Source organism: Arthrobacter sp. CAN_A2, assembly GCF_015752045.1.
In the GTDB taxonomy this organism is placed as follows: Bacteria; Actinomycetota; Actinomycetes; order Actinomycetales; family Micrococcaceae; genus Arthrobacter_D.
In genome coordinates this window covers 12,077-29,542 of record NZ_JADOUS010000003.1, presented here as the reverse complement: position 1 = coordinate 29,542, position 17,466 = coordinate 12,077, and the positions used below count along the sequence as shown (strand labels likewise).

Annotated in this window: 17 protein-coding genes; 8 read left to right on the top strand and 9 right to left on the bottom strand. The window is 69.2% G+C overall.

Translation table 11 applies throughout. From position 1 onward, the window contains the following. The first annotated feature begins 29 nt into the window (after positions 1-29). The 7 genes from IWX63_RS04545 (at position 30) to IWX63_RS04515 (ending at position 7,770) form a co-directional block, all read left to right on the top strand. Positions 30-1,349: an extracellular solute-binding protein gene (locus tag IWX63_RS04545; protein WP_199276979.1), complete on the top strand. Its 1,320-nt coding sequence runs from the start codon at positions 30-32 to the stop codon at positions 1,347-1,349. A gap of 56 nt (positions 1,350-1,405) precedes the next feature. Next, positions 1,406-2,356, top strand: coding sequence for a carbohydrate ABC transporter permease (locus IWX63_RS04540; RefSeq protein WP_334685671.1), 951 nt, complete (start codon positions 1,406-1,408; stop codon positions 2,354-2,356). Beyond that, the gene (locus tag IWX63_RS04535) at positions 2,353-3,201 is read left to right on the top strand and encodes a carbohydrate ABC transporter permease (protein WP_199276978.1); all 849 of its coding nucleotides are present in this window, start codon (positions 2,353-2,355) and stop codon (positions 3,199-3,201) included. The genes IWX63_RS04540 and IWX63_RS04535 overlap by 4 nt, the downstream gene beginning before the upstream one ends. Before the next feature lie 30 nt (positions 3,202-3,231). Beyond that, entirely contained in the window at positions 3,232-4,599 is a 1,368-nt protein-coding gene (locus IWX63_RS04530) for an ABC transporter ATP-binding protein (RefSeq protein WP_199276977.1), read from the top strand. 88 nt (positions 4,600-4,687) lie between these two features. Next, positions 4,688-6,340, top strand: coding sequence for a helicase HerA-like domain-containing protein (locus tag IWX63_RS04525; protein ID WP_199276976.1), 1,653 nt, complete (start codon positions 4,688-4,690; stop codon positions 6,338-6,340). Between the two features lie 33 nt (positions 6,341-6,373). Further along, positions 6,374-6,757 (top strand): DUF3592 domain-containing protein, encoded by a 384-nt coding sequence (locus IWX63_RS04520; protein WP_199276975.1) that lies wholly within the window; start codon positions 6,374-6,376, stop codon positions 6,755-6,757. A 26-nt stretch (positions 6,758-6,783) separates the two neighbouring features. Then, positions 6,784-7,770, top strand: coding sequence for a hypothetical protein (locus IWX63_RS04515; RefSeq protein ID WP_334685639.1), 987 nt, complete (start codon positions 6,784-6,786; stop codon positions 7,768-7,770). A gap of 28 nt (positions 7,771-7,798) precedes the next feature. On the opposite strand, the gene IWX63_RS04510 is transcribed toward IWX63_RS04515, so the two are convergent. The 9 genes from IWX63_RS04510 to IWX63_RS04470 form a co-directional block, all read right to left on the bottom strand. Further along, entirely contained in the window at positions 7,799-8,890 is a 1,092-nt protein-coding gene (locus IWX63_RS04510; protein ID WP_199276974.1) for an SDR family oxidoreductase, read from the bottom strand. Between the two features lie 254 nt (positions 8,891-9,144). After that, positions 9,145-11,133, bottom strand: coding sequence for an NHL domain-containing thioredoxin family protein (locus IWX63_RS04505; RefSeq protein WP_199276973.1), 1,989 nt, complete (start codon positions 11,131-11,133; stop codon positions 9,145-9,147). Then, the gene (locus tag IWX63_RS04500) at positions 11,130-13,265 is read right to left on the bottom strand and encodes a cytochrome c oxidase assembly protein (RefSeq protein ID WP_442859094.1); all 2,136 of its coding nucleotides are present in this window, start codon (positions 13,263-13,265) and stop codon (positions 11,130-11,132) included. The genes IWX63_RS04505 and IWX63_RS04500 overlap by 4 nt, the downstream gene beginning before the upstream one ends. A gap of 130 nt (positions 13,266-13,395) precedes the next feature. Then, positions 13,396-13,674, bottom strand: coding sequence for an HU family DNA-binding protein (locus IWX63_RS04495; protein ID WP_043441577.1), 279 nt, complete (start codon positions 13,672-13,674; stop codon positions 13,396-13,398). 266 nt (positions 13,675-13,940) lie between these two features. Continuing rightward, entirely contained in the window at positions 13,941-14,246 is a 306-nt protein-coding gene (gene rpsN, locus IWX63_RS04490; RefSeq protein ID WP_026545363.1) for a 30S ribosomal protein S14, read from the bottom strand. A 2-nt stretch (positions 14,247-14,248) separates the two neighbouring features. Then, positions 14,249-14,416, bottom strand: a complete 168-nt coding sequence (gene rpmG / locus IWX63_RS04485; RefSeq protein ID WP_019481734.1) for a 50S ribosomal protein L33 — start codon at positions 14,414-14,416, stop codon at positions 14,249-14,251. After that, positions 14,416-14,652, bottom strand: a complete 237-nt coding sequence (gene rpmB, locus IWX63_RS04480; RefSeq protein ID WP_043441573.1) for a 50S ribosomal protein L28 — start codon at positions 14,650-14,652, stop codon at positions 14,416-14,418. The genes rpmG and rpmB overlap by 1 nt, the downstream gene beginning before the upstream one ends. 304 nt (positions 14,653-14,956) lie before the next feature. After that, positions 14,957-15,475, bottom strand: coding sequence for a MarR family winged helix-turn-helix transcriptional regulator (locus IWX63_RS04475; protein ID WP_199276971.1), 519 nt, complete (start codon positions 15,473-15,475; stop codon positions 14,957-14,959). Positions 15,476-15,571: 96 nt separating this feature from the next. Beyond that, the gene (locus IWX63_RS04470; RefSeq protein ID WP_199276970.1) at positions 15,572-16,354 is read right to left on the bottom strand and encodes an SGNH/GDSL hydrolase family protein; all 783 of its coding nucleotides are present in this window, start codon (positions 16,352-16,354) and stop codon (positions 15,572-15,574) included. A gap of 80 nt (positions 16,355-16,434) precedes the next feature. Here IWX63_RS04470 and IWX63_RS04465 point away from each other — a divergent pair, with 80 nt between their 5' ends. Further along, positions 16,435-17,433: a diacylglycerol/lipid kinase family protein gene (locus IWX63_RS04465; protein ID WP_199276969.1), complete on the top strand. Its 999-nt coding sequence runs from the start codon at positions 16,435-16,437 to the stop codon at positions 17,431-17,433. Positions 17,434-17,466 lie beyond the last annotated feature (33 nt).

Sequence of the window (17,466 nt, the reverse complement as noted above, 5' to 3'; positions counted from 1 at the left end):
GTCTACGAAGATGTGGAGGCTCGGTACGAATGCCGACTAGTCGAAGAACGCGCAATATCGTGAAGAGCCGTCCGAAGGCCGCCGTGCTGGCGGGCCTGGTGATCGGCACGATGGCCATGAGCGGGTGCGGCCCCGCTCAGGCCGACAACAGTCTGACCTGGTACATCAACCCCGACGCCGGGGGTCAGGCCGCGATCGCCGAGAAGTGCACCGCCGAGTCCGAGGGGCGCTACAGCATCGAGACCTCGCTCCTCCCGAGCGACGCCGCGTCGCAGCGCGAACAGCTCGCGCGTCGCCTCGCAGCGGGCGATTCGTCGCTCGACATCATGAGCCTCGATCCGCCGTTCATCGCTGAGCTCGCGGAACCGGGCTTCCTCGCTCCGGTCCCCGACGATGTGGCCGCGGCCACCACCGAGAACGTCGTCGAAGGCGCCCTGACCGGAGCCACCTGGAAGGACGAGCTCGTTACCATCCCCTTCTGGGCCAACACGCAGATCCTGTGGTACCGGAAATCGGTCGCAGAGGCCGCCGGTCTGGACATGTCGAAGCCGGTCACCTGGGAGCAGATCATGGAGGCCGCCCGGACGCAGGACAAGACCCTCGGGGTACAGGGCGCGCGGGCGGAATCGATGACGGTGTGGGTCAACGCGCTCATCGAATCCGCAGGCGGATCCATCATCGTCGACCCGGAGGCGACCGCCGACACGGTCGAACTCGACATCGACTCCCCCGCCGGCGTCGCCGCGGCCGACGTGGTCTCCACGATCGGCAAGGACGGCCTCGGCGGTCCCGGCCTCCCTACGCAGACCGAGAACGATTCACTCATCGCCTTCCAGGGCGATTCCGGGTCCTTCATGGTCAACTACCCGTTCGTCTGGCCCGCCACCAACGCAGCCGTCGAGGCGGGCACCCTGGACCAGTCGGTCCTGGACGACATCGGCTGGGGCCTCTACCCGCAGATGACGCCGGATCAGGAAACCGCTCCGCCGCTGGGCGGCATCGACCTGGGCGTCGGCGCCGAGAGCGACAATCCGGAGCTGGCGTACGAGGCGATCCAGTGCATCGTCTCGGTGGAGAACCAGGCGGAGTACTTCGTGACCAACGGCAACCCGCCGTCGAACACGGAGGCCTACAACGACCCGCGGATCGCGGAGACCTTCCCCATGGCGAACACGATCAGGGACTCCCTGCAGATCGCGGCGCCGCGCCCGCAGACACCGTTCTACAACGAAATCTCCACCGGCATCCAGCAGACCTGGACGCCGCCCGCCGACGTCGATCCCGACGTCACCCCGAAGGAGTCGGACGACTTCATCACCCTGGTCCTCAGAGGGGAGCAACTCCTGTGACCTCCGCCATCCCAGCGAAGACAACGACGGCGTCCACGACCGAATCCGGCCCGCGTGTGGACGTCGGCAACGGCAACCGCAACGGCAAGAAGCCGCGCATACAGTACAGCGACCGGGCACGAGCGGAACGACGGCTGGGCTGGATACTCGCCGGGCCCGCGTTCCTCGTGATGCTGGCTGTCACGCTGTACCCGATCCTGCTGGCCATCTACGATTCGCTCTTCCAGTTCCGCCTCACGGCCCCGGACGAGCGGACGTTCATCGGCTTCGAGAACTACCTCGTGATCCTCTCGGACCCGATCTGGTGGACGGCCCTGCGGACCACGGTGTTCATCACCGTGGTCACGGTGGTCGTCGAACTCGTCCTCGGTTTCGCCCTCGCTCTCGTGATGCACAAGGCGCTCAAATCCGTCCGCGGGATCCTCCGCACCGCGATCCTCGTGCCGTACGGCATCATCACCGTCGTCTCGGCCTTCGCCTGGTTCTACGCCTTCGACATCAACTCCGGGTACGTGAACAACTGGTTCAGCTGGGTGCCCGGCATCGATGAGACCACCAACTGGTTCGCGCAGACCGGGACCTCCCTCTTCGTCATCATGGCGTCCGAGATCTGGAAGACCACGCCCTTCATCTCCCTGCTCCTCCTCGCCGGTCTCGCGCAGGTCCCGGACGAGCTGGCCGAAGCGGCGAAGGTCGACGGCGCCACGTGGTGGGAGCAGATGCGCAAGGTCATCCTCCCCAACATGAAGGCGGCGATCATGGTCGCCGTGCTCTTCCGTGCCCTTGATGCGTTCCGCATCTTCGACAACGTGTTCATCATGACCAACGGCGCCTACGGCACGGAAGTGCTGTCACTGCTCGCCTACCGGCAATCCATCAGCAGGCTGGAGATCGGGCTCGGCTCCGCGGTCTCCGTCCTCCTGTTCCTGTGCGTCCTGCTGATCTGCTTCGTGGCGATCAAGCTGTTCAAGGTCGATCTCGCCGGATCGACAGGAGGAAAGTCATGACGAACAACAGCACCAGGCACAAGGTCCTCTGGGCAGTCATCACGGTCCTCGTGATGTTCTACGCACTGTTCCCCGTGGCCTCGATCCTCGCAACGTCCTTCAAGGCACCGAGTGACCTCACCAGCGGCAAGTTCCTCCCCTCGTCGGGTACGGCCACGACGAGCAACTACGAGCAGATCCTGGTCGGTGACGCCCAGGGCCTGTTCCTCTCGTCGCTGCGCAACTCCATCGGCATCGCCCTGATCGCGACGTTCATCGCAGTCATCCTGGCGACGCTGTGCGCCTATGCGATCGCCCGCCTGGACTTCCCCGGCAAGAAGGTCATCCTCACCACGGCACTGGCAGTGTCGATCTTCCCCGTGATCTCGATCGTCACCCCGCTGTTCAACCTGTGGCGCACCATCGGCCTCTACGACACGTGGCTCGGCCTGATCATCCCGTACCTCTCGCTCACCCTGCCCATCTCCATCTGGACTCTCGCAGCCTTCTTCCGGCAGATCCCGTGGGAGCTGGAGCAGGCAGCGCAGGTGGACGGGGCGACCACGTGGCAGGCGTTCCGCAAGGCCATCGTGCCGCTGGCAGCACCTGGCGTCTTCACGACGGCGATCATCGCGTTCTTCATCGCGTGGAACGACTTCGTGTACGGCATCTCGCTCACCTCGACCGAAGCGGCCCGCCCGGTCCCTGCGGCGCTCGCCTTCTTCACCGGGGCCTCGCAGTTCGAGGCCCCCACGGGGGCCATCTCGGCGGCGGCGATCATCGTCACGATCCCGGTCGTCCTCCTGGTCCTGCTGTTCCAACGCCAGATTGTCTCAGGCCTGACCTCGGGCGCCGTCAAGGGCTAACGCCCCCGGTTCAAGTAAAGGATTCGCACCATGGCTTCAATCACCCTCAACCACCTGGTCAAGAAATACGGCGACGGGTTCCCCGCCGTCAACGACATCAGTATCGACATCGCGGACGGCGAGTTCATCATCCTCGTCGGTCCGTCCGGCTGCGGGAAGTCCACGCTGCTGCGCATGATCGTGGGCCTCGAGGACATCACGGAGGGCGACCTCCTGATCGATGGGCAACGCGTGAACGACAAGGCGCCGCGCGACCGTAACCTGGCGATGGTGTTCCAGAACTACGCCCTGTACCCGCACCTGACGGTGTACGAGAATATCGCGTTCCCCCTGCGCCTGGCGAAGAGCAAGCACTCGGAGGAGCAGGTGGACAAACTCGTCACGGAGGCCGCGGCGACCCTGGAACTCACCGACCACCTGCAGCGCAAGCCGGCGAACCTCTCCGGCGGCCAGAGGCAGCGCGTCGCGATGGGCCGTGCGATCGTGCGGCAGGCGGACGCGTTCCTCTTCGACGAGCCGCTGTCCAACCTCGACGCCAAGCTCCGCGGCCAGATGCGGTCGGAGATCTCGCAGATGCAGCGGCGCCTCGGTGTCACGTCGGTCTACGTCACGCACGACCAGACCGAGGCCATGACTTTGGGTGACCGCGTGGCCGTCCTGAAGAAGGGCGAACTGCAGCAGATCGCGTCGCCGCGCGAGCTGTACGAGCAGCCACGGAACCTGTTCGTCGCCGGCTTCATCGGCTCGCCGTCCATGAACTTCCTGCCGGCGACCCTCGAAGGCACCACCCTCAAGACCGCTATCGGGGACCTCGAGATCCCTCAGGAAAAGGCCCAGAAGGCGGCCGGCAAGAAGGTCGTCCTCGTGGGCGTCCGGCCCGAGTTCTTCGAGGACGCGAAGCTGGTGGAGGACACCAAAAAGCCTCACGGCTCGACCTTCGCGGCAACCCTGACGCACACCGAATGGCTCGGCAACGAGCAGTACGGGTACATCAACTTCGATCCGGCGCCCGAGATGCGCGACCTGCTCAACAGTCTCGCGCGCGACATGGACGCCGACGAGCTGCGCCCGCAGGTGGTCGTCACCCTCGACGCCTCGAGCCGGATCCGGGGCGGGCGCGAGTCGGAGCTCTGGGTGGACACCCGGAAGCTCCACCTCTTCGACGCCGAGTCCGGGGAGAACCTGACGCGTGACGCCGAGGCCGGCGCCGAGCTGACCCGCGAGGCAGCCGAGGAGCGCGCCGAGGAGATCGCGTCCGCCCAGCAGGCCGACGGGCGGGCGGACTCCAGCGGTTTCGGAGGCGGCAACGGGACATCCGGTGGCGGGAACACCGGGACGGTCGACGCCGGCCGGACCGGGGGCGCGACCGCGGCCGGCGGCAAGCACGCCGCAGGCTGACAGGACCTGCACCGGCGCCCGCAGGGGCGCACGGACGGACAGGACCGGCGCCCACGAGGGTGCCGGTCCTGCTGTGTAGTCTGGCCCTATGGTCGAACACGACGGTGCCGCCCAGGTCGCCGACATCAGCGCCGGCTACCTCTTCGAAGGGCCGACGCTGCACCTCGGGGCTGCCCTCGTCGACGGCACCCTCCACGCCGATGCGCAGGTCCGTCTCCCCCTCGCGATGATGAACCGGCACGGCCTCATCGCCGGTGCCACCGGGACCGGCAAGACGGTCACGCTGCAGGTGTTCGCCGAGCAGCTCTCCGCGCAGGGCGTCCCCGTCTTCCTGTCCGACATCAAGGGGGACCTCACCGGCCTCTCCGCCCCGGGGACGGCGTCCGACCGGCTGGCGAAGCGCACGACGAGCGTCGGCCAGGACTGGACACCGAGGGCCTTCCCCGTCGAGTTCCTCTCCCTCGGCGGCGACGGCGACGGCGTCCCCGTCCGGGCCACCATCTCCGCCTTCGGACCCCTGCTCCTCAGCCGTGTCATGGACCTCAACGAGACGCAGGAATCAAGCCTCCAGCTGGTGTTCCACTACGCCGACAGGAACGGGCTGGAGCTGTACGACCTGGCGGACCTGCGCGCCGTCATCCGCTTCCTCACGTCGGAGGACGGCAGGGACGACCTGGAATCGCTCGGCGGACTGTCGAAGGCGACGGCCGGCGTGATCCTCCGGGAGCTGGTGACCCTCGAGGCCCAGGGCATGGGGGCGTTCTTCGGAGAGCCCGAGTTCGACACCGCCGATCTGCTCAGGACCGCTCCGGACGGCCGGGGCGTCATCACGGCACTGGAGCTCGTCACCGTCCAGCAGAAGCCGCGCCTCTTCTCCACCTTCCTCATGTGGCTGCTCGCGGACCTGTTCGCCGAGCTCCCCGAGGTGGGCGACGTCGACAAGCCCCGCCTCGTGTTCTTCCTCGACGAGGCGCACCTGCTGTTCGCCGGATCCTCGAAGGCCTTCCGGGAAGCCATCCAGGCCACGGTGCGGCTCATCCGATCGAAGGGCGTCGGCATCTTCTTCGTCACCCAGACGCCGAAGGACATCCCGGGGGACGTCCTCGGCCAGTTGGCCAACCGGATCCAGCACGCACAGCGCGCGTTCACGCCCGACGACGCCAAAGCCCTTCGCGCCACCGTCTCCACGTTCCCCGTGAGCCCCTACGACCTCGAGGAGGTGCTGACCTCGGCCGGCATCGGGGAGGCCGTCGTCACGGTCATGAACGAGCGGGGCTCCCCGACCCCGGTCGCCTGGACGCGCCTGCGCTCCCCCGAATCGGTCATGGGACCGGCGCCCGAGGGCACCGTCCCCGCCGTCGTCGCTGCCTCCCCGCTCCTGGCCCGGTACCGAGAGTCGATCGACAGCCACTCCGCGTTCGAGAAGCTGGCCGTGCGCCCCGCATCCCGGGCTGCAGCAGCACCGCCGCCCGAGCGTCCGGCCCCGGGCGCCTCGCGTGAGGCGCGCGACGCGGAGGCACTCCGCATCGAGGAGGACATCCTCGGTGTCCCGTCCCGACCGAGGGAGGCACGCGGGGGGCCCGCTCAGGGCGACGCCCAGGGTGCCGGCGGGCCGACCGGTCGCCGCAGCCCCGTCGGGAACGACATGACCGACCTGGCGCTGAAGGCCGCCGGTGTCATCGGCAAGGAACTGGCGCGCGGGCTCTTCGGGACCAAGCACCGCACGCGGCGGTGGTCCTGACGCGATGCGCCGCCGTCCGGACAGACCCCGATCATGCTGATCGAGATCGTCAGTTCCACCCTCACGGTGCTGGGGCTGGTGCTGCTCGTCGCCGCCCTCGTCGTCCGGCTCGTGTACGGCTCCTGGACCAGGACGCAGGCCATCACGTTCAGCCACGAGGGGCACCCCTACCTGCGCTGGCACGACCACCGGTTCCGCATCGTCGAAGCCCTGTGGTCCAGCGGCTCACGACGACGGCGCCACCGGACACCAGCCCCTCCACCGCTGCCGCCGGGCGAGGACGTCACGATCTTCTACCAGGCCCGCCACCCCACGCACTGGTCGCTCGAGGAGCCCTATCGCGGCTCGCGCCGGATCGCGCTCCTCGGGCTCGTGTGCGCCGTCGTCGGGGCAGGTCTGGGCTTCCTGCCCGGCTGACCCGGCCCAGCCGGTAACGTGGGACTGTGCACACCACCCCGGTCATGAAGGTCCTCGCAACGTGGCTGCTCGGGCTCATGCTCGTCGGTGCGGCCTTCGTCGCCACCGTCTCCTTCATGAACGCACGGCTCTACAGCCCCGAACACCAGGTGGACCTGTACCTCCAGGCGCTGCGCGACGGCGACGGCGGGGAGGCGCTGGGCCTGCTCAACGCGTCGGTCCCGGAGGGGTCCAATCCCGCCCTGCTGGACGGCGACGCCCTCCGCCGGTCGAGCGCGGACGTGGAGGACCTCGAGGTGGGCGAGGCGCGGGAGTCGGGCGCCGACCGGGTCGACGTACCCGTGACCTACACCCTCGACGGCACCGAGACGACGACGGTCTTCCCGCTCCGGCGGATCGGCACCGAATGGGGCTTCTTCAACGTGTGGCGTTTCGAGCAGTCCGTGCTGCCCATCGTGCAGGTCACGGCCCGGAACAGCGTGGAGGCCGCGGTGAACGGCGTCGACGTCGGCCTCCCCGACGGCACCGCCGGGCTGGCCTCCTTCTACCCGGCAGCCATCACCGCGCAGTACGACGGGCAGTTCTTCGCCGCCCCCGAACAGCGCGCCGTCGTGACGAGCAGGGAGACTCCCCCGCCGCCCCTGGCGCTGGCCACGGAGGCGACCCCCGAACTCACACAGGCGGTCGACGACGAACTGCGGTCGTTCCTCGACGGGTGCGCGGAGCAGACCGTCTTCCAGCCCACCAATTGCCCCTTCAACTACGTGACGAACGAGCGCCTGGCCGGGGACATCACCTGGTCCATCGAGGAGTACCCGGCCGTCAGTGTCACCCCGGACGACGGCGGGTGGCTCCTGGGTCCGCTGCGCGGGTCCGCGCGGATCGACACTCAGCTCCGCGACTTCTTCTCCGGGGCCGTCCGCGACGTCTCGGAGACGGTCCCGTTCGAGTTCGAGGCCGACCTCACGGTGACCGAGGACGAGGTCGCCGTCACGCCCGTGGTCCGCTACTAGCCGGTCCTGCGCGGCAGCCCGCGGCGCGTCAGGGGATGAGCTTCTCGGTTCGGTAGCGCTCGAACAGGGCCGTGAACGCGTCGAGGGTCCGCCGGTACCCGGTGAAGCCCGCGATCCGGCTCTTGCCCATGTCGGTGACCACCTCGATCCCCCGCCCGAGGTCGCTGTCCGTGTGCCACCACGAGGCCATGCGGTCCAGCCGGGGTTCCGCGAGGCCGTGCTGCTCCGCGAGGTCGGCCCACTGCTCCTGCCGACCGGCCATCGCCTGCTCGAGCGGCCGCGGCGCACCGTCATAGCCCTCCCAGTCGACCCCGAACCAGGCGGCGAGCTGCGGCCACATCCAGCGCCACCGGAACACGTCGCCGTTCACGATGTTGAACGCCTCGTCGGCGCCCTCCGGAGTCGTCGACGCCCACAGCATGTGCTCGGCGAGCAGGCCGGCGTCGGTCATGTCGGTCAGCCCGTTCCACTGCGTCTCCGACCCGGGGAACACGAAGGGCTCGCCCGCGGCCCTGCACAGTGCCGCCTGCGTGGCGAGCGTGAGGCCCATGTTCATCGCATTGCCGACGGCGTGGCCGATCACGGTGTGGGCGCGGTGCACCGACCATGTGAAGCCCTGATCCGCCGCCGCGGCGAACAGTTCGTCCTCCTGCGCGTAGTAGAAGTTCCTGACCGGCAGGCGCGGCTCCTCCTCGTGGAACGGCGTGTCCGCCATCTCCCCCGCCGCATAGGCCTCGAACGGGCCGAGGTAGTGCTTGAGCCCGGTCATGAGGGCCACATGGGCAACGTCCTTGCCGCGGAGGGCGGCGAGCAGGTCGCGCAGCATGGCCGCGTTGACCTCGATGTTCTCCTCCTCGGTGTCCCTGCGGGACCACGCCGTGAAGAAGACGTGCGTGGGCTGCTCCCCGGCGAGGACTGCGGCCAGCGACTCCGCCGAGGTCAGATCCGCGGACAGCCAGCGCACGCCGTCACGCGCGGCGCCGGGCCGGCGGGACAGGGCCAGCACGGGCCACCCGTCGGCGGTGAGCGCCTCCACGAGCGCCGATCCGGCGATGCCGGTCGCCCCCACCACGAGGGCCGCCCGTGGGCTGGTGACTGCTGGTCCGTGGTCGATCGTCATCGTGCGCTCCTCGTCGTGGTGCTGCCGGCGCGGTGCCGGCACAGTGTGTGGGCCCGGGGCCCGGGCGTCGAACCGGGCGCGGCGGGGGTCCGGGAACCGGGCCCGGGCGCCGACGCCCGGACCGGCGCCGGATCCGCGCAGGGCTCGCCGCGCCGGGCCGGGGCATCCGGCGCGGCGGCTCACCTACAGGGAGGTCGGTCGAGACCGGACAGGTCGAGGGTCAGGCCCGTGTCGCCGTCGTCCGAACTGGGAGGTCAGTCGAGACCGCGCAGGTCGAGGGTCAGGCTCGTGTCGCCGTCGTCCGAGAGCGTGACCGGGATCCCCCAGTCCTGCTGGTACAGGTGGCACGCGGCGTGGTCCGGGATCTCGCCGCCCGGCTCGCCGTCGCAGGACGCCGCACGGGCGGTGATGTGCAGGACGCCGCCACCGACCTCCGGGGAGAGGACGAGCTCACGGGTCAGTCCCGTGGACGTGCCGCCGCCCGAGACGAGGAGCGATTCCGGCGAGGCGCTGATCTTCAGCTGGGTGGGATCGCCCCAGCGGTCGTCGAGCTTCTGGCCCTTCGGCGCGGTGAAGCGCACCGTGAGGCCCACGGGGCCCGCGGACATCGGCGTGGTGGGTCGCTGGGTGCGAGAGGCCCCCTCGTCGACGGCGAGGGCTTCCTTGGGCAGCGGGACACGGACCAGCTGGTGCCGGTTGGTCTCGACGACGATCAGCAGCGGATCCCCGCCGTCGGCGACGGGCGTCAGGTCCACGAGGACGTCGGAGGGCTCGGACAGGCCGCGGATCAGCGTGGACACCTGGCGGGTCGCGGGGTCGTACCGGCGGACGGCGCCATTGTAGGTGTCGGCGATCGCGATGGAGCCATCCGGGAGCGCGGTGACCCCGAGGGGATGCTGCAGCCGCGCCTGCTCGGCGTCGCCGTCACGGAAGCCGAAGTCGAAGAGGCCGGTCCCGACGGCGGTCTGCACCTGCACGCGGCGGCTGCCGTTGACCTCGAGGAAGGACAGGATCCGCACGGAGGAGGTCTCCGAATCGGCGATCCAGATGCTCCCGTTGGCGTCCTCAGCGAGGCCCGAGGACTGGGCGAACCACGCGGCCGTCGCGTCGCCGTCGAGCAGTCCCTCGAGGCCCGTACCGGCAAGGATGTCGACCGCGTGGGTGCGGGGGTCGTAGGTGAAGATCTGGTGCGTACCGGCCATCGCGATGACCACGCGGTCCAGGACCGTCGAGTGGAGCACGTCCCACGGCGAGGACAGCGAGACGTTCAGCGCATCGGTGCCGAGCTCCGTCTCGGTGAGGCGCGGCGACTCGCTCTCCGCCGCCACCTCGAAGGCGTTCTCCTGCAGCCCGGCCCTGCTGTGGTTGGCGGCGTCGAGCAGCCGCTGGGTGCCGTTGCCGGCGAGCGTGCGCACCTCGCCCGTGGCGAGGTCCACACCGCGCAGGCGGTGGTTCACGGAGTCGGCGACGACGACGTCGTACCCGACCTCCGCGGCCAGCTCTGCCGGCAGCAGGGCGAGCCCCTGCGGCTCGTTGAACTCCGCCTCGTCGGCACCGCCGTCGCGGAAGCCCTTCGCGCCGGAACCGATGGTGCGGCGTACCGTGACGAGGTCCGCCTCCAGCTCGACGAGCCGGTGGTGGCCGGTGTCGCCGGCGAGGAAGGTGCCGGTGGCGGGCAGCGCGAGGAGCTTCCCGGGGAACTTCAGGTCTCCAGCAGTGCTCTCGGCAGGGACGTACGGGCCGTCGCCGCGGTGCAGGGTGCCCTTGGCCTCGTGCTCGGCGACGAGCTCCTCGACGAGGGACGTGAGGCCGGCAGCGTGGCCCTCGCCGGAGAGGTGCGCCACGATGTAGCCCTCCGGGTCGATCACGACGAGCGTGGGCCACGCGCGGGCCGTGTAGGCCTGCCAGGTGGTCAGCTCCGGGTCGTCGAGGACGGGGTGGTGGATGTCGTAGCGTTCGACGGCGGCGGCCAGTGCGTCGGGGTCGGCCTCGTGCTCGAACTTCGGTGAGTGCACGCCGACCGTCACCAGGACGTCCGAGTGCTGCTCCTCGAGCGGGCGGAGCTCGTCCAGGACATGCAGGCAGTTGATGCAGCAGAAGGTCCAGAAATCGAGGATAACGATTTTTCCGCGGAGGTCCTCGAGCTGCAGCTGCCTGCCGCCGGTGTTGAGCCAGTTACGGCCGGTCAGGGCGGAGCCGCGCACGCGGTAGTCGGCGCGGGCGCGCACTGTGGTCTCGGTCATTCATCGTCTCCTGCGGTGGTGGTCACCCGCGCCGTGGGCTGCCGGCCCGGACGGGCGGGGCCGGCGTCGCGCGCGGCGAGGTCGGCGAACATGCTGTTGTAAGCCGCGAGATCGGCGTCGTTATTCCTGTCCGCCGCGCGATCCTTGCGCTTCGTCTCCCGCGCGTCCGATCGCGACCACACGATCGCGACGCCGATCGCGAGCAGCAGCGTCGGGATCTCGCCCACACCCCACGTCACGGCGCCGCCCACCTGCTGGTCGGCGAGGGCGGAGTCGCCCCACTCACGGCCCATGTTGCCGAACCAGGAGGCTTCGAGCAGGGACGTCGAGCCCATGAGGGTCACGCCGAAGAAGGCGTGGAAGGCCATGGTCGCGAACAGGAGCAGCAGCCGCATGGGGTACGGGGCGCGGAACGGGACGGGGTCGGAGCCGATCATGGACAGCACGAAGATGTAGCCGGTGATGAGGAAGTGGGTGATCATCAGCTCGTGGCCCACGTGCTCGCGCAGGGCGAACCCGAACAGCGGCGAGTAGTAGAAGACGACGATGGACGCCACGAAGTTGCCGGCCGCGAAGAGCGGATGCGTGATGATCCGCGACGGCCAGGAGTGCACGATCACGAGGATCCACTCACGGATGCCCCGCGTGCCGTCCCGCCGGGCGCTGAGGGCCTTGAGTGCGAGGGTGACCGGTGCGCCGAGGACGAGGAAGAGCGGCACCACCATGGTCAACGCCATGTGGTCCACCATGTGCGCGCTGAAGAGCACCATGCCGTAGACCGCCGGAGCGCCGGAGGTGAAGTAGGTGAGGAACGCGAGGCCCACCAGCCAGCTCATGAGCTTCAGCGGCGACCAGGAGTCACCGCGGCGGTGCAGCTTCACCATGCCCAGGATGTATGCGACGGCGAAGGTCAGCGCGACCGCGATCCACAGCCAGTCGGGCCGCCACTCGGTGAGCCAGCGGGCCGCAGTGGGCTCGGGCGGCAGGTCGTAGCCGGTCAGGATCCGCGCCGGACCCGCCTCGGTGGGCAGTTCCTCGGAGCGGGGCGGGGCCGTGCGCCCGAGGGCCCCGGCCACGCCCAGCACGGCGCTCATGATGACGAGCTCGACGACGACGAGCTGCCACAGGACGCGGCGCGCGGACATCCTCGACGCGGCGGTCCCGGCAGGGGCCTCGAGCTGCGGGATGATCCACTGCCGGTGCATCCAGCCGATCCCGCCGAGCAGGATGGTGGCGATGGTCTTGAACGTGACGAGCAGTCCCCACGAGGAGCTGAGCTGTCCGAGGTCGGAGATGCGGAGGCTGGCGTTCACCACGCCGGAGGCGACCACGAGGATGAACGCGAAGCCGGCCAGTGCGGAGAAGCGCTTGAGGACCGAGAGGGTCTGCTCGCCGAGCCTGCCGCTCACCACGGCGAGGGCGATGATCCCGCCGACCCACAGGCAGACGCCGACCAGGTGCAGCGCGATCGAGTTCACCGCGGCGTTGTGGTCGTCACCGCTGGCGGAGTGGCCGATCAGGGCCATGGGCAGCAGGTTCAGGAGCGCGAGCACCAGGGTCAGTGCCAGGCCGGTCTGCGACCTCACGCCGAACAGGATGGTTGCCAGGACGGCCGCGACGATGGACGTCACGAGCCACGCGCGCCCGGTGGAGAAATCGGTGAGGAACGCGGCGAGCCCCTGGGTGTACGCGGGGTCCGTGCTGAGGGGCAGCCCTGCCGCGTCCGAATAGGTGAAGATCATGACGCCGAGCGCACCGAGCGTCCACGCGACGGCGGAGACGGACGCGAGGAGCATCACGCGGGAGAAGGCGGGGTGCTCGGCGGCGGTCCCCGCCGGCTTCCGGCCCCGGTGGCCCATCCGGCGCGGGAGCATGAAGACGGCGAACACGAGGGCGCCTATGGTCGCCGCGGCCGCCGTGTTGTTGAGCACCTTGGCGACGGGCAGGCCCCACCGTGTCAGGGCGCCGGGGTCTCCGAGCTGCCGTGCGGCGGCTGCGCCCGTGTAGAGCAGGGCGACGACGAGGGCGACGAGCACGACGGCGCCGGCCAGGACGAGCCACCCGGTCCCGACGGCACGCTCAGGGGAAGAGTCGGCGACAGTCTCCCGGGTTTGCTTCACAGTGGTCGGCACGTACACCATTCTCTACCCCGAGTAGAAATAGGGCCAATCTCCGGCAGGGCTGCGCCGGCTGCGGGGTAGACCCGACAACGCAAGGGGACCGCTACCTGATGGCAGCGGTCCCCGGGCGTCGGTCGTGGAACTACTTGGCGGAAGCCTTCAGCTTCGAGCCGGCGGTCAGCTTGACGCTGTGGCCGGCGGCGATCTGGATGGTCTCACCGGTCTGGGGGTTGCGTCCCGTACGGGCTGCGCGGCTGGTGCGCTCGACGGCGAGCCAACCGGGGATGGTGATCTTCTCGTCCTTGGCGATGGACTCGGAGAAGACGTCGAACAGCGCATCGAGGACGCTGTTGACTGCGGCCTGGCTGGTGTCAGCCTTCGCCGCTACCTCTGCAACAAGTTCACTACGGTTCTTAGCCAATTTTGTCCTCCTGGACGTCACTCTTCTGAAAGAGCTTTTCGCGGTATTCGAAAAGCCTCTGTGCGAAAACTTACCAGCTTGGGCGCCCGGACCCGCGTGTTTACGCGGCTTTTCGGCGGAAACACGGCTGTTTCGACGCCGTTTTCCGGCCGGGCGGCCCCATCGGAGCACCATCGCGAAGAAGCCGCCACCCGAGGGGTGACGGCTTCTTCGTTACCGCGTGGAGCGGCAGGTGACGCGACGGGGCCTGGCGCCCCGGGGGCTGTCTACCAGCTCGACTTGGTCACGCCGGGCAGCTCGCCCCGGTGCGCCATGTCGCGGAAGCGGACACGCGAGATGCCGAACTTCTGGAGCGTGCCGCGGGGGCGGCCGTCGATCTGGTCGCGGTTGCGCAGGCGCACCGGCGAGGCGTTGCGGGGAAGCTTCTGCAGGCCGAGGCGTGCGGCTTCGCGTGCTTCGTCGGTGGCGTTCTCGTCGACGAGGGTCTTCTTGAGCTCGAGGCGCTTGGCCGCGTAGCGCTCCACGATGACCTTGCGCTGCTCGTTGCGAGCAATCTTTGACTTCTTGGCCATGGTTAGCGCTCCTCTCGGAATTCGACGTGCTTGCGGATCTTGGGGTCGTACTTCATCAGGACCATGCGGTCCGGATCGTTACGACGGTTCTTGCGCGTCACGTAGGTGTAGCCCGTCCCTGCGGTGGACTTCAGCTTGATGATCGGACGTACGTCCTTGTCCTTGGCCATTAGAGCTTCACTCCCCTGGCGAGGATGGACGCAACGACCGCGTCGATGCCGCGCACGTCGATGGTCTTGATACCGCGGGCCGAGACCTGCAGCGTCACGTTGCGGCGCAGGGAAGGCACGTAGTAGCGCTTCTTCTGAATATTGGGGTCGAACCGGCGCTTGTTACGGCGGTGCGAGTGCGAAATGCTGTGTCCAAAGCCGGGCTCGGCTCCGGTCACTTGGCAGTGGGCTGCCATAACTCTCCTCCAGATTAGATGAACGTGACGGAATCACTTGTTGAGCGTCCCGCCACCAGTAATGACACCGTTATTACTGCAGCTTTCCGGAGGTTGACCTGGCAGGGTGAGAACCTGCCGAAGCGCCTCGCCGCGGGGAAGACGGTGAAGTTCAGGCGGGGCACGGCCTTGCGGCCGGCACAGCCTTGAATTCTAGGTAGTCGCGGGTCGCTGGGCAAATTGCTCCCGTCCACGGACGGGCGTCATCAGCCACAGCCAAACGCCCTACCATCGTACCGGCAGGATCTGGCGTGGCCAAAACGGGTCAGTCGTCGATCGGCCCGGCCAGGGCCGCCTCCGTGGCGGCGTCGCCGTCGGCCAGGATCCAGTGCGCGCTGTGCATGCCGCGGAGGATCTTGCGGCCCACCCGCTCGAGGTCGGCGACGTCCTCGTCGTCGAGGGCGTCGAAGACGGTGCAGCGGACCTGCGCCACGTGGGACACCGCGAGTTCGGCCAGCATCTCGAACCCGGCGGGGGTGAGGGAGGCCGTGGTCACCCGCCCGTCGAGCGCGGACGGCAGCCGGGTGACCCACCCGCGTCCCTCGAGCTTCTTGACCACATGGCTGAGCCGGGAGAGGGATGCCGTGGACCGGGCGGCGAGCTCGCTCATGGGCAGGCTCGTGCCCTCCGCCTCCGAGAGCATCGCCAGGACGTGGTAGTCGAAAAGGGTGATCCGCGCCTCCCGGAAGAGGTGGGCATCGAGGTTCGCGGGGAGCAGTGAGGTCAGCGCGTAGAGGGCCAGCCATGCACGCCGCTCGTCGGGTGTGAGCCAGTGCGCCGCCATGCGCTCATTCTGGCACACGGGTTCCCGCGCCCGGGGTCCCGTATGCCGCTCCGGGGTGGTTGCGGGCGCGGGCGCGGCCGTGCACGCCATCGGGCCTCAGGCGCTGATCGACGCCCAGTGCGGGCGGCCCGGCGTCGGGTACTTGGGCATCAGGTCGTCGCCGGACGACACGCCCCGCAGGCGCCTGCCCACCCATGGCGTCAGGTACTCGCGCGCCCACTGGGCGTCGGCCCTCAGCTGGCCCGCACGCTTCAGGGCGGGGCGGGCCTCGAGCTCGGGGAGGTCGATCCGGTGGGACGCCTTCATGGCCTCGAGGACGCGCGTGGCCATGAGCGTGTGACCCGCGACGGACATGTGCATCCGGTCGACGTCCCAGTAGCTCCAGTCCTGGAACTCGCGCAGGCGCCAGTAGTCGACGATCGTGGCGTCGTGCCGATCGGCGATCTCACGCACCCACTCGTTGTAGACGGCCGTCCGGCCGCGGGTCTTCCCGAAGACCGCGGAACCCGCCGTGTCGAAGCCGGTGAAGAGCACGACGGCGGCTCCCGCCGCGCGGAGGCGGCCCACGCCGTCGTCGTACCGGGACATCAGCAGGTCGATGTCGACCCGCGGCCTCAGGATGTCGTTGGCCCCGGCGTAGACGGTCACGAGCGTCGGCTCGAGCGCCAGGGCGGCGTCGATCTGCTGGTCGAGGATCTGCCGCATCTTCTTGCCCCGGATGGCGAGGTTCGCGTACCCCCAGGACCCGTCGGCGAGGATGAGCTGCTCGGCGACGCGGTCCGCCCACCCCCGGACGCCGTTGGGCGACGCCGGATCCCAGTCACCCACCCCTTCGGTGAAGGAATCGCCAAGGGCCACGTATCGCTGGGTGTAGGTCACGACCAAAGATTACCCCCGGCAGCCGCACCCACCGGGATAAGCTCGTCGGAGCCATTCCTCCACCCTGCCCGAAGGACATCATGCCCACCGAAGCAACACTGGAAGCGACCCCCGAGACGCTCGCCGACACCGGATCGGGCCGCCGTCGCGCCGCGCTCATCGTCAACCCGATCAAGATCACCACGGTGGACGTCGAGGCGGCCGTGAAGCGCATCTCGGCCGAAGACGGGTGGGACGAACCCCTGGTCATCGAGACGACGGCGGATGATCCGGGACACGGCCAGGCCCAGCAGGCGCTCGAGGCGGGCGTGGACCTCGTCATCGCCGCGGGCGGGGACGGCACCGTGCGATGCGTCGCCGAGGAGCTCGCCGGCACCGACACCATGATGGCCCTCGTGCCGCTGGGTACGGGCAACCTCCTGGCCCGCAACCTCGACATCGCGGTCGACGACCCGGACGCCGCCGTCGAGTCCGCGTTCCGCGGGACCGAACGCACCATCGACGTCGTCCACGTGACCGTGGACCGGGCACAGGACGCCCACGTCTTCCTCGTGATGGCCGGCATCGGCTACGACGCCGCCATCATGTCCGACACCCGCGACGACCTGAAGGACAAGGTGGGCTGGCTCGCCTACGTGGACGCCGGGATCAGGAACCTTCCCGGCAAGCCGGCCCGGACCACCATCTCGGTGGACGGCGGCAAGCCCTTCGACCGCCGCCTGCGCAGCGTCATGGGCGGCAACTGCGGCAAGATCATGGGCGGCCTGGAGATCTTCCCCGGCGCGAAGATCGACGACGGCCTGATGGACCTCATGACCGTCGCCCCCAAGGGGAAGCTCGGCTGGCTCGCCGTCGCCGGCAAGCTCTTCGCCCGCGGCAAGGGCAAGGATTCCTCGCTCGAGTACTTCCAGTGCCGCACCGCGGAGGTGACCCTGCACGAGCCGCTGGAGGTGCAGCTCGACGGCGATCCCCTCGGCAAGGCGACCCACCTGGCGTTCGAGGTCAAGCCCGATTCCCTGCGCCTCCGGATGCCGCTGGGCTACAAGGATCCCGCCGTCGTGAGCGAGCCCCTGCCCTGACGGGTCAGCCCCCGGCGGCGTCGGGCGGGGCGG

Coding starts and splice junctions, on each gene's coding strand:
- rpsN (WP_026545363.1), bottom strand. CDS start 14,246: ATGGCCAAGAAGTCAAAGATTGCTCGCAACGAGCAGCGCAAGGTCATC.
- IWX63_RS04545 (WP_199276979.1), top strand. CDS start 30: ATGCCGACTAGTCGAAGAACGCGCAATATCGTGAAGAGCCGTCCGAAG.
- rpmG (WP_019481734.1), bottom strand. CDS start 14,416: ATGGCCAAGGACAAGGACGTACGTCCGATCATCAAGCTGAAGTCCACC.
- IWX63_RS04520 (WP_199276975.1), top strand. CDS start 6,374: ATGCTGATCGAGATCGTCAGTTCCACCCTCACGGTGCTGGGGCTGGTG.
- IWX63_RS04530 (WP_199276977.1), top strand. CDS start 3,232: ATGGCTTCAATCACCCTCAACCACCTGGTCAAGAAATACGGCGACGGG.
- IWX63_RS04465 (WP_199276969.1), top strand. CDS start 16,435: ATGCCCACCGAAGCAACACTGGAAGCGACCCCCGAGACGCTCGCCGAC.
- rpmB (WP_043441573.1), bottom strand. CDS start 14,652: ATGGCAGCCCACTGCCAAGTGACCGGAGCCGAGCCCGGCTTTGGACAC.
- IWX63_RS04535 (WP_199276978.1), top strand. CDS start 2,353: ATGACGAACAACAGCACCAGGCACAAGGTCCTCTGGGCAGTCATCACG.
- IWX63_RS04525 (WP_199276976.1), top strand. CDS start 4,688: ATGGTCGAACACGACGGTGCCGCCCAGGTCGCCGACATCAGCGCCGGC.
- IWX63_RS04505 (WP_199276973.1), bottom strand. CDS start 11,133: ATGACCGAGACCACAGTGCGCGCCCGCGCCGACTACCGCGTGCGCGGC.
- IWX63_RS04510 (WP_199276974.1), bottom strand. CDS start 8,890: ATGACGATCGACCACGGACCAGCAGTCACCAGCCCACGGGCGGCCCTC.
- IWX63_RS04475 (WP_199276971.1), bottom strand. CDS start 15,475: ATGGCGGCGCACTGGCTCACACCCGACGAGCGGCGTGCATGGCTGGCC.